This is a genomic window from Pseudarthrobacter raffinosi (assembly GCF_023913735.1).
Classification (GTDB): domain Bacteria; phylum Actinomycetota; class Actinomycetes; order Actinomycetales; family Micrococcaceae; genus Arthrobacter; species Arthrobacter raffinosi.
The window spans coordinates 117,265-129,373 of sequence record NZ_JAMXBH010000006.1; the positions used below are offsets into that span (position 1 = coordinate 117,265).

Below are 12,109 nucleotides of genomic sequence, written 5' to 3' on the forward strand. Positions count from 1 at the left end.
TTCAAATCAAGGAAATCAACGACCGGGCATCCATATCTACTTCTTCAGTCTAGCCGCACGGACCCTGAATCCCGGCTTTGGGCCGATCAGGCAGCGCGGAAATCGTTCAGGCCAGCAGCTCGAAGTGGACCTCGCGGGCGGCGATATCGGACGAGATCAGGCGGACCCGCACTTTGGTGCCGGATTCCAGGTCGCCGCCGCACCGGGCCGTCACGGCGGGTTCGGCGATCTGGATGATCCCCGAGGGGCCGTTTCCATTTTTTGCGGCTCCGTTCTTGGTGCCGTTGCCGTTTTTCCCGTTGCCGTTGTCCTTCTGCGGCTTGGAGCCGGAAATCACGATCGCCTCGAACTCCTGGCCCACATGGTTGACCAGGAGTGCGGCCTCCACGGTGTCCAGCGCCATGCGTTCCATCCGCGATGCCAGCTGGTCGGATCCGGCCATGATCTCCGGCAGGGACGGCAGGGCTTCCCGAGCCCAGGCCGGTACAGGCTTGCCATTGCTCAGGGCTTCGCAGATCACCAGGACAAAGCGGTCGATCAGACGCCGGAGCGGTGCCGTGGTGTGGGCATAGGCAGCGCCGATGGCGGACTGGATGGCGTCTTTCGGGACTGTGCCGTCGAACGCCGTGTAGCTGGCACCGCGGAACAGCATGCCGGCGGAGTGCAGGATGGCCAGTTGCCGGGGTTCGGTCGGGTCAAGGCTGCGGAGGTATTCGCCGTAGCTGATCTTGCCGTCCCACGGCTTGCCCAATGCCTCAGTCTGGAGACGGAAGTGACGCAGGGAGCGCTCGTCCGGGGCGGGCATGGTGCGCAGGATGCCCACTTCTCCCGCCAGCATCAGGTCTGCCGCCGCCATCCCCGTCATCAGGGAGATCTGGGCGTTCCAGTCCTCCACCGGAAGCTGCGGCGCCGCGGCAATCCGGTAGCCGCCGTCGGGCAGCTGCACGATTTCCTGCTCGGGCATGTTCAGGCTGGCGCCGCCACGCTGCCGCTCCAGTTCAACGCGCTTGAGGCCCACTTCCTTCAGGAGCTGCAGGACAGGGCCGGCCGTCCCGGCGTCGAATTCGGCCTGGACTCCCTTGTAGCTCAGCTTGGCCCGGCTCCGGATGGTGGCCCTCTGGACGCTCACAGTGGAGACCTGCGCGGCGTCGTTCAGCCCGAACTCCCAGACGTAGGCGGAACACAGCTGGCCGGCCAGAAGGCTGCCTGCCCCTTCGCTGATGACTTCCGGGTGCAGCGGGATACGGCCGTCAGGGGCGTAGAACGTCTGGCCGCGGCGCCGGGTCTCTGCGTCCAGTCCGCCTCCGGGGCGGACAAAGGACGGCACGTCAGCGATGGCGTAAAGCACCCGGTAGCCAGTGCCCGCACGCTCGATGAACAGCGCCTGGTCCAGGTCAGTGGACGACGCCGGATCGATAGTGAGGAACGCCACTTCCGTCAGGTCAGCACCCGGCAACTCGTGCGCGGCCACTGCCGCTTCCGCGTCCCGGACCGCCTCCGCCGGGTAGGGCCCCGGCAGTTCCAGCTCGGTCCGCAGGGCGCTCAGCGCCGCCGCGAGGTCGTTCGTCTGCTCGTGGACATTGGGGGCCAACCTATGATGTGACACGAAAATCAGGTTAGCTCGATTTCCACGGATCGTGCACGCCCGCCGCACGCCACGCGGTGGATTGTCAGGATGCGCCGGCGTCCAGGGCCGCCAGAAGTGCCACGGCCGCCGCTGCGGGGTCCGAGGCTTCGGTGATGGCACGCACCACAACAATCCTGCCGGCGCCGGCCTCCACCACCTGCTCCACGTTGCCGAGATCGATGCCTCCGATGGCAAACCAGGGCAGCGTGGCCTGGGTGCCACCGGCAGCGCGGACGGCTTCGGCCGCGTACCGCACCAGGTCAAGGCCGACGGCGGCCCGGCCCGGTTTCGTCGGCGTGGCCCAGACCGGTCCTACGCAGAAGTAGTCCAGGCCGCCTTGGTCAGTCAGCCCACCGGACAGCCGGATGGCCCCTTCGATCTGCTCGGCGGTGTGCGTGGAAAGGCCGATCGCGGCTGGTGCCCCGAGCAGCGTGCGGGCGGAAGCGACCGGCAGATCCTTCTGCCCGATGTGGAAGACGGGGGCGCCGGACAGCAGCGCGATATCGGCACGGTCATTGACTGCCCACAGCTTTCCGTGGCGTTCGGCCGCGGCCTGAAGCACGGCCAGCAGCTCCAGCTCCTCGGCTGCCTCGATGGCCTTGTCCCGGAGCTGGATGATGTCCACGCCGCCGGCAAACGCCGCGTCCACAAACTCGCCAAAGTCCCCGCGGTCCCGGCGCGCGTCGGTGCACAGGTACAGCTTGACGCTGTGCGGGAGGCCGGTGTTTGTGCCGCCGGCGGGGTCTGTTCCGGTCAAGGATTCGGGAGCGGCGGAGGGGGCGGAGGGCGTGCCTGCCGCGGCGAAGGATTGCGCGTTCATGGAATCCAGCCTAAGTCCCCTAAACTGGGCGGGTACTGCGGGAGCCCGTTGCAGCCGTCACAAAGCGGCCGGGCTGAGAGGGCGTCAGAGCCGACCGCTTGACCTGATCCGGCTAGTACCGGCGTAGGGAAGGAACATATGCCCCCCGCAATAAGCAGCCCACCTGAGCCTGCACCAGCCAGCCCGGCCACCGCCCTGCACGCGGACGTGGCCGTCATCGGCGGCGGAGTCATCGGCCACGCCATAGCCTGGGAAGTCCGGCGGTCCGGCCGTTCCGTCGTGCTGATCGATGACGCGCCCGGCAACGGCGCCAGCTGGGCAGCCGCCGGCATGCTGGCCCCTGTGAGCGAACTGCACTACCAGGAGGAAGACCTCCTTGAGCTGATGCTGGCATCCTCCGGCCTGTGGCCTGCCTTTGCGGCGGACCTCGCCCTGGCCGGGGCTGGTGATACGGGATATCTGACGACGCCGACCCTCGCCATCGGCGCGGACGCTGCGGACCGCCGGGCACTGATGGACCTCCGGGCCGTGCAGCAGGCCAGCGGCCTGGTGGTGGAACCCCTGACTGTCCGTGAGGCCAGGACCAGGGAATCCCTGCTCAGCCCGGCCATATCCTGCGCCCTGGACATCCCCGCCGACCACCAGGTGGATCCGCGGAAACTCGTGGCGTGCCTCCAGGAAGTCCTGGCCATCCACGAACCGGGAGAAGGAACAGCCGTGGCAGGGGCCCGCGCGGGATTCGCCGTTGACCAACGTGCCGCTGCCCTGCTCTGGGAGGACGGCCGCGTCATCGGCGTGAAGCTCGCCCACGGCGGAACTGTCCAGGCCCGGGAGACCATCGTGGCCAACGGATTGCAGGCGGGGTCGCTGGCTGGCCTGCCGGGTGGGCTGCACCTGCCCCTGCGGCCCGTCTACGGTGACATCCTGCGGCTGGCTGTTCCGCGGCACCTGCGCCCGCTCCTCACCTCCACTGTCCGCGGAATGGTCCATGGTGTGCCGGTCTACATCGTTCCCCGGCAGGACGGCACGGTGGTGATCGGGGCTACGCAGCGAGAAGACGCGCTCGCCGGGACGGGCGACGCCGCTGTCTCGGCGGGCGGCGTCTACCAGTTGCTGCGGGACGCCCAGGTCCTGGTGCCGGCCGTCTCGGAGCTTGAACTCCTGGAATGCACAGCGCGGGCAAGGCCAGCGACCCCCGACAACGCGCCTCTCCTCGGCCGCGTACCGGTTTCCGCGCCACGGACGGGGAACACAGCGGACATTGCCGGGCTGATGATTGCCACCGGATTCTTCCGACACGGAGTGCTGCTTGCTCCGGCGGCGGCGGCCACCTGCCGGGAACTGCTGGATGGCCGGAAGGACCCGCGATGGGGGGCCCTCAGCCCGGCCCGCTTTTCAGGAGAGCACCACGTAGCCGGCACACAGGCCCCACGCAAGGACATCAGCAGCACGAAGGACGTCGACCCACAAAAGGAATCAGCATGAACATCACCCTCAACGGCTCGCGCCATTCCGTGACGGACGACGCCTCCATCACCACCCTCATCAGCCAGATCACTGGCCGTCCCCTCGCGGCCAACGGCCAGGCAACAGACGGGCAGAAACTCGGCGTCGCCGTCGCCCATAACTCCGAAGTAGTACCCCGCAGCCAGTGGTTCGTTACGGCGCTCGCCGAAGGTGACGACGTCGAACTGGTCACAGCAGTCCAGGGAGGCTGACACCATGACAGTAACCAGCAACATCAGCGCACATAACCGTCCCGAGGCCGCAGACAGGCTGGTCATCGACGGCGTCGAGCTCGGCTCCCGCCTCATCATGGGCACCGGTGGCGCCCCCAGCCTCGACGGGCTGGGGGCAGCCCTCCTGGCGTCCGGAACCGAGCTGACCACAGTGGCCATGCGGCGCTATTCGCCGGCTGAATCGGGGTCCCTTTTCCAGCTCCTGGTGGACCACGGGATCCGGATCCTGCCCAACACCGCCGGCTGCTTCACCGCCCGGGACGCGGTCATGACAGCGGAACTGGCCCGCGAAGCGCTGGAAACCGACTGGATCAAGCTGGAAGTCATCGCCGACGAACAGACCCTGCTGCCGGACGCCGTGGAATTGGTGGATGCTACGGAACGGCTTGTTAACCGGGGCTTCAAAGTGTTCGCCTACACCAACGATGACCCGGTCCTGGCCCTGCGGCTGGAAAACCTGGGTGCCACCGCGGTTATGCCGCTCGGAGCGCCCATCGGCACCGGCCTGGGAATCCTGAATCCACACAACATCGAACTGATCGTCTCGCGCGCCTCGGTGCCCGTGGTGCTGGACGCCGGCATCGGCACGGCATCCGACGCCGCCCTGGCCATGGAGCTTGGCTGTGATGCGGTACTGCTGGCCACTGCCGTCACCCGTGCGCAGAACCCGGCACTCATGGGGGAGGCCTTCAAACACGCCGTCATCGCCGGTAGGCTGGCGAAAGCGGCCGGCAGGATTCCGCGCCGCGAGCACGCCCTGGCGTCATCGGCCATGGAAGGCCGGGCAGAGTTTCTCTAGGCCGTTTTCTCTAGGCCTGGCGCCCTCAACCAAACGCCGGGGCGGCTCACCGGACGAGCCAAGGAGGCCGCTGTGGCCGGCAAGGAACACAAACTCACCAGGGAGCGGATCGACGCCGTCCTCGAGGCGCTGCCCGACTGGCGGTACCGGCTGGGCGGGCTGGTCACTGTCTATAAGACGCCGACGGCGGCCGCCGCACTGGAGCTGATTGCCGCCGTCGGACGTCTCGCGGAACAGCAGAACCACCATCCGGACCTTGAGTGGCGCTACAACAAGGTCCATCTCCGCTACACGTCCCACGACGCCGGCGGCGAGGTCACTGAGCGGGATGCCGCTGCTGCAGCGGCAGTGAGTGCGGCTGCGGCACGGCTCGGCGCCACAGCCCAGCCGGTGGGTTAAGCCGCCGGGTTAAAGGACCCGTGACCACGCACCCTGCTGGGGTGGTGGTCACGGGTACTTAAGGAAAAAGGGCGCGGCCTAAAGCTTGAGCGCCTGCGTCAGCCGCCGCGTATCGTGGCTTTCGCGCGTCCGGCCCAGGTAGATGACCGTCCCGATGGCAGCGACGGTGCCGAGCGCCATGGGCAGGACCCAGGGAATCCACGTCAGGCCCGGCTGGTAGCCAAAACCTGCCGCGATGAAAATGATCCAGCTGACCGCGCCCACCACCACGGCAACCCCTGCGGGCAACCCTGTGCCGTACCGCGTATGGCGCTTGTCATTGGCCCAGACAACAAAGCCTGCGGCCGCTGTGACCAGGACAACGATGGTCAGCGAAAGCATGGAATCTCCTCGGAAAGCAGCGGCCAGCCGCCAAAGGGGGCTGGCCGCGGACGTGCTAGAACTGGCCGAAACCGACCTTGCGGGCCTCTTCGGCGCCGATTTCCACGTAGCCCAGGGCGTTGCCGGGAACGATGATGATGCGTCCCTTGTCGTCCTTGAGGCGGAGTTCGGTGCCCTTGGTGATGGCTTCTTCAACGACCGTGGCTACAGCGTCAGCATCCTGAGCCGATTCCAATATGATTTCGCGGCCAATGTTCTGAATGCCGATCTTAATTTCCAAAAGGGGGCCTCCCAGCCAATCAAAGTTTCTTGGGTTCTCTTATTTGTAGTCTAGGACTCTTTGGGGAAGCGAGAGATTCCGCGCCAAGCTAAACGGTAAATGAGGTCGCTGGCCACATCGAGGTCCAGGTTCCCGTCCGTTTCCAGCCAGTAACGCGCGCTGACCTGGGCCATTCCGGCCAGGCCACGGCCCAGAAGCTGCGCCTCCAGGGGGGGCAGCTTGGTGTCCTCGGCAATCACGCGGGCAACGGCGTCCGCGAATGTCTTGTTGAATGTCTCGAGGCGTGAACTGACATCGGGATCGTTAATGAGGTCCGATTCGAAGACCAGGCGGTGTGCTTGGTCGTCGCTTGCGATGAAGCGGTAGTAGGCGCGCATCACCGCCTGGACACGTTCGTCATTGTCGGTGGTGGAGCTCAACGCACCAAGCATCAGGTCCGTCAGCGACGCTAGATGGCTGTCCAGCAGGGCAAGATACAGCTCCCGTTTGGACGGGAAGTGCTGGTACAGCACCGGTTTGCTGACATGGGCCGTTTCGGCGATTTCATCCATGGCGGCGCCATGGTAGCCGTTGGCGACAAAAACCTCCTGCGCCGCAGCGAGGAGCTGCGCCCGGCGCTCATCCCGGGGAAGCCGGGCGGACCTCTGGCCCGCCGTCCGTTGAGGTGCGGCGGGTTCGCCGCCGGACGCCGGGTCAGCCCGTGCTTCATGGACCACAGTTGCCCTACTTTCCCTTGCCGTTACCTACACAATACTGCGCGGTAATATGACCGGGCGGTATCTCGGGGCATACATTGAAGTATGGCTTCGACTTTGACCGCAAATGATTCCTCTGTCTCGCTTAACCCGCTCGTGGAGCCCGCCGGTGAATTGACGCCGGCCGAGGTGGAACGCTACTCGCGGCACCTCATCATTCCCGAAATCGGAGCGGTGGGGCAGCGGCGGCTGAAGAACGCCAGGGTACTTGTTATCGGAGCCGGGGGACTGGGCTCGCCCGCCCTGCTCTACTTGGCGGCAGCGGGCGTGGGGACCCTGGGAATCATCGACGACGACGCCGTTGACCTCAGCAACCTGCAACGCCAGGTGATCCACGGCGTCGCCGACGTAGGACGGCCCAAGATCGAATCCGCGCGGGACGCGATTGCCGCACTGAACCCGCTTGTGGAGGTCCGGCTGCACAACGTCAGGCTGGATGCCTCCAACGCACTGGAGCTGTTCGCGGACTACGATCTGATCCTGGACGGGGCGGACAACTTCGCCACCCGCTACCTGGTCAACGACTCCGCCGCCATCCTCGGCAAGCCTTATGTGTGGGGATCGATCTTCCGTTTCGACGGTCAGGTCAGCGTGTTTTGGGAAAAGCACGGACCCACCTACCGGGACCTATACCCCGAGGCCCCGCCGGCCGGATCCGTGCCCTCCTGCGGCGAGGGTGGCGTCTTCGGCATGCTCTGTGCTGCTGTGGGTTCACTTATGGTGACCGAGGCAGTGAAGCTGATCACCGGCGTCGGACGTTCACTCCTGGGCAGGGTGGCACTGTTTGATGCGCTGGGCGGCAGCTGGCGCGAGATCCGGGTGTCCAAGGACCCGGCGGCCGAGCCCATTACGGAACTGACGGACTACGAAGCCTTCTGCGGCATTACCCCCGCCGCCCTCGCCGACACGGAGCACACGGTGACGGCGACCCAGCTGGCCACCATGCTGGCGTCCCGGAAGGCAGGCCTGAAGGACTTCGAGCTGGTGGACGTCAGGGAAACCGGCGAACACGACATCGTGAGCATCGACGGCTCGGTGCTGATCCCGCAGGGCAGGATCCTGGCGGGGGAGGCCTGGGCGGAACTTCCGCAGGACAAGGACATTGTGTTCCACTGCAAGGCCGGCACGCGGTCAGGGAACGTGCTGGAGGCTGCGCGGAAGGCAGGCTACCAGCGGGTCAGCCATCTCGACGGCGGCATCCTGGCCTGGGTGCGCGATGTGGAACCGCAGAAGCCGGTCTACTGACCGGGCGGGTCAGGCGGTTTCGAGGCCCCGGTGGTCCACGGGGCACTCCGCCTGCGCTGCGGTGGCCGGCTGCTCCACGGTGATGCCGTAGAGGGTTTCGAGCGCGGACACGTAGTCGTCCTGTTGGCCGTTGGCGGCGAGCTCACGGGCACGGACAGTGGGCACGTGCAGCAGCTGCTTGACCATCCGGCGGAGGGCGAACTCCACTTCCTCGGCGGCGGCGGTGCAGCCGTGGCGGGCACGGACGCGTTCCATTTCCGCATCCAGGACGTTCATGGTGTGCCGGCGGAGCGCCACGATGGCGGAATCCATCGAGCGGGCTTCCCGTTCCTGTTCGAAGGCCTGGGCCGCGCCGGACACGATGCCGCTGGCCTGGGTGAGGGACTCGGCCTGTTCCTGGGGTGCCGCCAAACGCACGGATTCCAGCGTGAGCAGCTCAACGCCGTCGAGCTGGCCGACTTCGGGGTCAAAGTCATGGGTGAGGGCGAGGTCGATCGCGATCAGCGGCTGGGGAGAGCCCGCGCGGATCTCGGCAAGTTCGCCAGCCTCGACCCGGGTGTCGGAGCCGCTGCAGCCGATCATAACGTCTGCCGCAGCTACGGCTACCGGCAGGGATTCGCTGTCCAGCGCTGTTCCGCCGCGCGTGGCGACGAACGCTTCGGCGCGTCCCGACGAGGAGAACACGGAGATGTCGGTGCAGCCCCGTTCGCGGAGCAGAGCCATGGTGGCGCCGGCGTAGGCGCCGGTGCCGAACACCACCACCTTCTTCGCTGACCAGTCGGGGCTTTCGGAAAGATCGGTGGCCAGATCCAGTGCAACTGAAACGATGGACAGGCCCCTGGAACCGAGGGCGGTCTGCGCTCCGACGTCCTTGGCCGTCTTGGAGGCGGCCTGGAAGAGGCGGACCAGGCCGGAGCTGGCCGTGCCCTCGTGCTGGGCAGTGATGAGTGCGCGGCGGACCTGGCCGGCGATTTCACGTTCACCCACCACGGCGGAGTCCAGTCCGGCGCTGACGGCGAACAGGTGCTGGCTGACTTCGGGGCCGGTGCGTGTGCTGAAGGAGCGGGACACGAGCTGTTCGTTGAGGCCGCTGAGTCCGCTGATCTCGGACACGAGAGCCGCACGTGCGGCCTCAACATCGTCAGCGTGGGGCGCTTCGCCGTAGATTTCGTAGCGGTTGCAGGTGGCAAGCACAATCGCACCCGTCACTGCCGGCGATCCGGAGAGTGCGGATGTTGCGATACCGGAGGCACCGTTGCTCAGTTGAGCAACGGTCTCAAGGTCGATGTCGGCGTGTGTAGCCACCAATGAAAAAAGAACCACAGCAGACCAATCATAGCTTTTTCGTAGCCCGGTAGAACAACCGGCCAACCGGCAACGGGCGGTGGAGGGCCATGATTCCTGTCACGGCGCGTCCCGGGCGGCTCTCCGTGACAGGCTGTCGTTATCTTTTAGGGCCGATTTTGGGCACAATCAAAGGCATGACTTCCAGCTCCGCCGTGTCCAATGCCGTGCCTAGTGTCCCGTCTAACGGCAGAGCCCTCGCTGCCGGCCATCCGCTGATGGACGGCCGCACCTCAGATTCGCCGCTCATCACCGCTTACCGTGGCGGCAAGCCGTCGCGGCGGCCGGTGTGGTTCATGCGGCAGGCCGGGCGCTCCCTGCCGGAATACCTGAAGGTGCGCGAAGGCGTGGCCATGCTGGATTCCTGCCTGCGGCCCGAGCTCGCGGCCGAAATCACGCTGCAGCCCGTCCGGCGCCATGACGTGGACGCTGGCATTTTCTTCTCCGACATCGTCATTCCGCTCAAGCTCGCCGGCGTCGGCGTGGACATTGTGCCGGGCGTGGGCCCCGTGCTGGACAAACCGGTGCGCACGGCTGCAGACGTTGCCGCCCTGCCCCAGCTGACCTGGGAAGCGCTGGAACCGATCCGCGAAGCCGTGCGGCTGACCGTCGCCGAGCTGGGCAAAACCCCGCTGATCGGCTTTGCCGGTGCCCCGTTCACCCTCGCCGCCTACATGGTGGAGGGCAAACCCTCCCGTGACCACCTGGGCCCGCGCACCATGATGCACGCGGACCCGGAAGCCTGGACGGCGCTGGCCAACTGGGCCGCCGACGCCTCGGGGATGTTCCTCCGCGCCCAGCTGGAAGCCGGCGCCTCCGCCGCGCAGCTGTTTGATTCCTGGGCAGGGTCGCTGGGCCTGGCCGACTACACCAAGTTCGTGGCACCTGCCTCGGCCCGTGCGCTGGACCATGTCCGCCACCTCGGCGCGCCGCTGATCCACTTTGGTACCGGAACCTCCGAACTGCTTGTTGCCATGCGCGACGTCGGCGTGGACGTGGTGGGCGTGGATTACCGCCTTCCGCTGGATGAGGCCAACCGGCGCCTGGGTGGAACGGTGCCGCTGCAGGGCAACATCGACCCCGCGTTGCTTTCCGCGCCGTGGGACGTGCTGGAAGCCCATGTCCGTGCGGTCATTGCGGCCGGCGCTTCTGCGCCCGGCCATGTGCTCAACCTTGGACACGGGGTGCCGCCGGAAACCGACCCCACGGTCCTGACCCGCGTTGTAGAACTCATCCACTCCATTTCCCCGGAGTAGGACCGTGGGCAGTTCCGAGACACCGGCCCAGACCGCCGTCGTCCTTGGCGGCGGCATCTCCGGCCTGCTGGCCGCACGCGAGCTGGCAGCTGCCGGACGCACCGTCACCGTCCTGGAAGCCACAGCATCCTGGGGCGGCTGCGTGGGCAGCCACGTGGTGGCCGGCCTCACCCTGGACAGCGGAGCAGAGTCCTTCGCCACACGCTCCTCAGCCGTGGCGGACCTTGCTGCTGAACTGGGACTCGGCGGCAACGTTGTGGCGCCCCGCCCGGGCGGCGCCTGGGTGCAGCTTCCGGACGGCCCCCGCGAACTGCCCAAGACCGGAGTCCTGGGCATTCCCGCCAACCCTTGGGACCCGGAGGTCAGGCGGTCCCTCGGATTTGCGGGTTCGCTGCGGGCGTCGCTGGACAAGTACCTGCCGGCGTCGATCGGCGCGTCGGCGGACGTCACCAGCGTCGCGGCGCTGGTGCGGGCCCGGATGGGCCGCCGCGTGTTGGACCGCCTCGTAGCCCCGGTGGTGGGCGGCGTGCACTCCGCGGACCCCGGACTCCTGGACGTGGACATGGTGGCCCCCGGCCTCCGGGCCGGAATCCGTGAGCACGGTTCCCTCGCAGCCGCGGTGGCCGCCCAGCGGCGCGGTTCCACCCAGCCGTCCGTTGCGAAGGCGGGTTCCGCCGTCGCCGGCCTCAACGGCGGGATGCACACCCTGGTGTCGGCCCTGCTCAGCGATCTCCGCAGCCGCGGGGTCACCCTGATGAGTGGAACAGCCGCGGACGCCGTCGAACGGACGCCGGACGGGTGGCGGGTCACCGCCGGTGACGCAGCGTACGACGGCGGCCTGCTGGTGGTGGCGCTGCCCGGCCCGGCCGCAGTGGGGCTGCTTCAGGCGGCCGTACCCGCCCTCGCCGGCAGGAGCCCCGAAAGCGGGCCGGACGTCCGGCTCGTTACCCTGGTGGTGGACCTGCCCGAACTTGACCGCCGGCCGCGGGGCACCGGGATCCTCGTGGCCCCCCAAACGCCGGGCATCCAGGCTAAAGCCCTCACGCATGCAACCGCCAAGTGGGATTGGCTCGCCGCTGCGGCAGGTCCCGGGACGCACGTGCTGCGGCTCTCGTACGGCCGCCTGGAAGCCTCGGAACCCGCGACCGCAGAAACCGGCGGCTCCGCCCCAGCCGCCGACACTGAACTCCTGGCTGCTGCCTTGCACGACGCTTCGGCCCTGCTGGACGTCCCGGTGCAGGGGACCGACGTCGTTGGCTGGGATGTTGTCAGGTGGCAAGGGGCCCTGCCGTTCGCGGCCGTAGGACACAAAGCCCGGGTGGCCGAGGTCAGGAAGCTCTGCGCGGCAGAGGCTGGCCTCGGCATTGTGGGCGGATGGGTGGCCGGCAACGGACTCGCCGCCGTGGTGGCCGATACCCGAAAAGAAATTCGCAGCCTGCTCAGCTGACCATCGCTCCTGTTCAG

General features: G+C 67.3%; 13 protein-coding genes and 1 riboswitch. Of the genes, 7 read left to right on the top strand and 6 right to left on the bottom strand.

Going from position 1 to position 12,109, the window contains the following annotated elements:
- Positions 1–106 precede the first annotated feature (106 nt).
- Together NG698_RS07140 and thiE are read right to left on the bottom strand one after the other, a co-directional pair.
- A complete protein-coding gene (locus tag NG698_RS07140; RefSeq protein ID WP_252598287.1) occupies positions 107–1,606 on the bottom strand; it encodes an RNB domain-containing ribonuclease in 1,500 nt (499 codons plus the stop codon).
- Between the two features lie 64 nt (positions 1,607–1,670).
- Positions 1,671–2,447, bottom strand: coding sequence for a thiamine phosphate synthase (gene thiE / locus NG698_RS07145; RefSeq protein WP_252598286.1), 777 nt, complete (start codon positions 2,445–2,447; stop codon positions 1,671–1,673).
- 27 nt (positions 2,448–2,474) lie between these two features.
- Positions 2,475–2,595: riboswitch (TPP riboswitch) on the top strand.
- On the opposite strand from thiE, the gene thiO reads away from it, so the two are divergent.
- The 4 genes from thiO (at position 2,586) to NG698_RS07165 (ending at position 5,384) form a co-directional block, all read left to right on the top strand.
- Positions 2,586–3,932: a glycine oxidase ThiO gene (gene thiO / locus NG698_RS07150; RefSeq protein WP_252609003.1), complete on the top strand. Its 1,347-nt coding sequence runs from the start codon at positions 2,586–2,588 to the stop codon at positions 3,930–3,932. (Overlaps the previous riboswitch by 10 nt.)
- Positions 3,929–4,165 carry a sulfur carrier protein ThiS gene (gene thiS, locus NG698_RS07155; RefSeq protein ID WP_252609005.1) on the top strand — a complete coding sequence of 79 codons (237 nt, stop codon included), beginning with the start codon at positions 3,929–3,931 and terminating at the stop codon, positions 4,163–4,165. The genes thiO and thiS overlap by 4 nt, the downstream gene beginning before the upstream one ends.
- 4 nt (positions 4,166–4,169) lie before the next feature.
- Positions 4,170–4,985 (top strand): thiazole synthase, encoded by an 816-nt coding sequence (locus NG698_RS07160; protein WP_256470863.1) that lies wholly within the window; start codon positions 4,170–4,172, stop codon positions 4,983–4,985.
- Positions 4,986–5,057: 72 nt separating this feature from the next.
- Positions 5,058–5,384, top strand: a complete 327-nt coding sequence (locus NG698_RS07165) for a 4a-hydroxytetrahydrobiopterin dehydratase (protein ID WP_252609007.1) — start codon at positions 5,058–5,060, stop codon at positions 5,382–5,384.
- Between the two features lie 78 nt (positions 5,385–5,462).
- Here the strand turns inward: NG698_RS07165 and NG698_RS07170 are convergent, their stop codons facing one another.
- Genes NG698_RS07170 through NG698_RS07180 form a run of 3 tightly spaced genes read right to left on the bottom strand, consistent with a single transcriptional unit; the run spans position 5,463 to position 6,761 of the window.
- Positions 5,463–5,765, bottom strand: coding sequence for a hypothetical protein (locus tag NG698_RS07170; RefSeq protein WP_104062155.1), 303 nt, complete (start codon positions 5,763–5,765; stop codon positions 5,463–5,465).
- A gap of 55 nt (positions 5,766–5,820) precedes the next feature.
- Positions 5,821–6,045 carry a DUF3107 domain-containing protein gene (locus NG698_RS07175; RefSeq protein ID WP_252609009.1) on the bottom strand — a complete coding sequence of 75 codons (225 nt, stop codon included), beginning with the start codon at positions 6,043–6,045 and terminating at the stop codon, positions 5,821–5,823.
- Positions 6,046–6,095: 50 nt separating this feature from the next.
- Entirely contained in the window at positions 6,096–6,761 is a 666-nt protein-coding gene (locus NG698_RS07180; RefSeq protein ID WP_252598281.1) for a TetR/AcrR family transcriptional regulator, read from the bottom strand.
- Positions 6,762–6,845: 84 nt separating this feature from the next.
- Here NG698_RS07180 and moeB point away from each other — a divergent pair, with 84 nt between their 5' ends.
- The gene (gene moeB, locus NG698_RS07185) at positions 6,846–8,045 is read left to right on the top strand and encodes a molybdopterin-synthase adenylyltransferase MoeB (protein ID WP_252609011.1); all 1,200 of its coding nucleotides are present in this window, start codon (positions 6,846–6,848) and stop codon (positions 8,043–8,045) included.
- A 9-nt stretch (positions 8,046–8,054) separates the two neighbouring features.
- Here the strand turns inward: moeB and NG698_RS07190 are convergent, their stop codons facing one another.
- Entirely contained in the window at positions 8,055–9,368 is a 1,314-nt protein-coding gene (locus NG698_RS07190; RefSeq protein ID WP_252609013.1) for a glutamyl-tRNA reductase, read from the bottom strand.
- A gap of 158 nt (positions 9,369–9,526) precedes the next feature.
- Here NG698_RS07190 and hemE point away from each other — a divergent pair, with 158 nt between their 5' ends.
- Positions 9,527–10,645 carry a uroporphyrinogen decarboxylase gene (gene hemE, locus NG698_RS07195; RefSeq protein ID WP_252598278.1) on the top strand — a complete coding sequence of 373 codons (1,119 nt, stop codon included), beginning with the start codon at positions 9,527–9,529 and terminating at the stop codon, positions 10,643–10,645.
- Between the two features lie 4 nt (positions 10,646–10,649).
- Complete coding sequence (gene hemG, locus NG698_RS07200; RefSeq protein ID WP_252609015.1) at positions 10,650–12,092, top strand: protoporphyrinogen oxidase; 1,443 nt, start codon at positions 10,650–10,652, stop codon at positions 12,090–12,092.
- The last annotated feature ends 17 nt before the right edge of the window (positions 12,093–12,109 follow it).

Coding starts and splice junctions, on each gene's coding strand:
- thiS (WP_252609005.1), top strand. CDS start 3,929: ATGAACATCACCCTCAACGGCTCGCGCCATTCCGTGACGGACGACGCC.
- thiO (WP_252609003.1), top strand. CDS start 2,586: ATGCCCCCCGCAATAAGCAGCCCACCTGAGCCTGCACCAGCCAGCCCG.
- thiE (WP_252598286.1), bottom strand. CDS start 2,447: ATGAACGCGCAATCCTTCGCCGCGGCAGGCACGCCCTCCGCCCCCTCC.
- NG698_RS07160 (WP_256470863.1), top strand. CDS start 4,170: ATGACAGTAACCAGCAACATCAGCGCACATAACCGTCCCGAGGCCGCA.
- hemE (WP_252598278.1), top strand. CDS start 9,527: ATGACTTCCAGCTCCGCCGTGTCCAATGCCGTGCCTAGTGTCCCGTCT.
- moeB (WP_252609011.1), top strand. CDS start 6,846: ATGGCTTCGACTTTGACCGCAAATGATTCCTCTGTCTCGCTTAACCCG.
- NG698_RS07170 (WP_104062155.1), bottom strand. CDS start 5,765: ATGCTTTCGCTGACCATCGTTGTCCTGGTCACAGCGGCCGCAGGCTTT.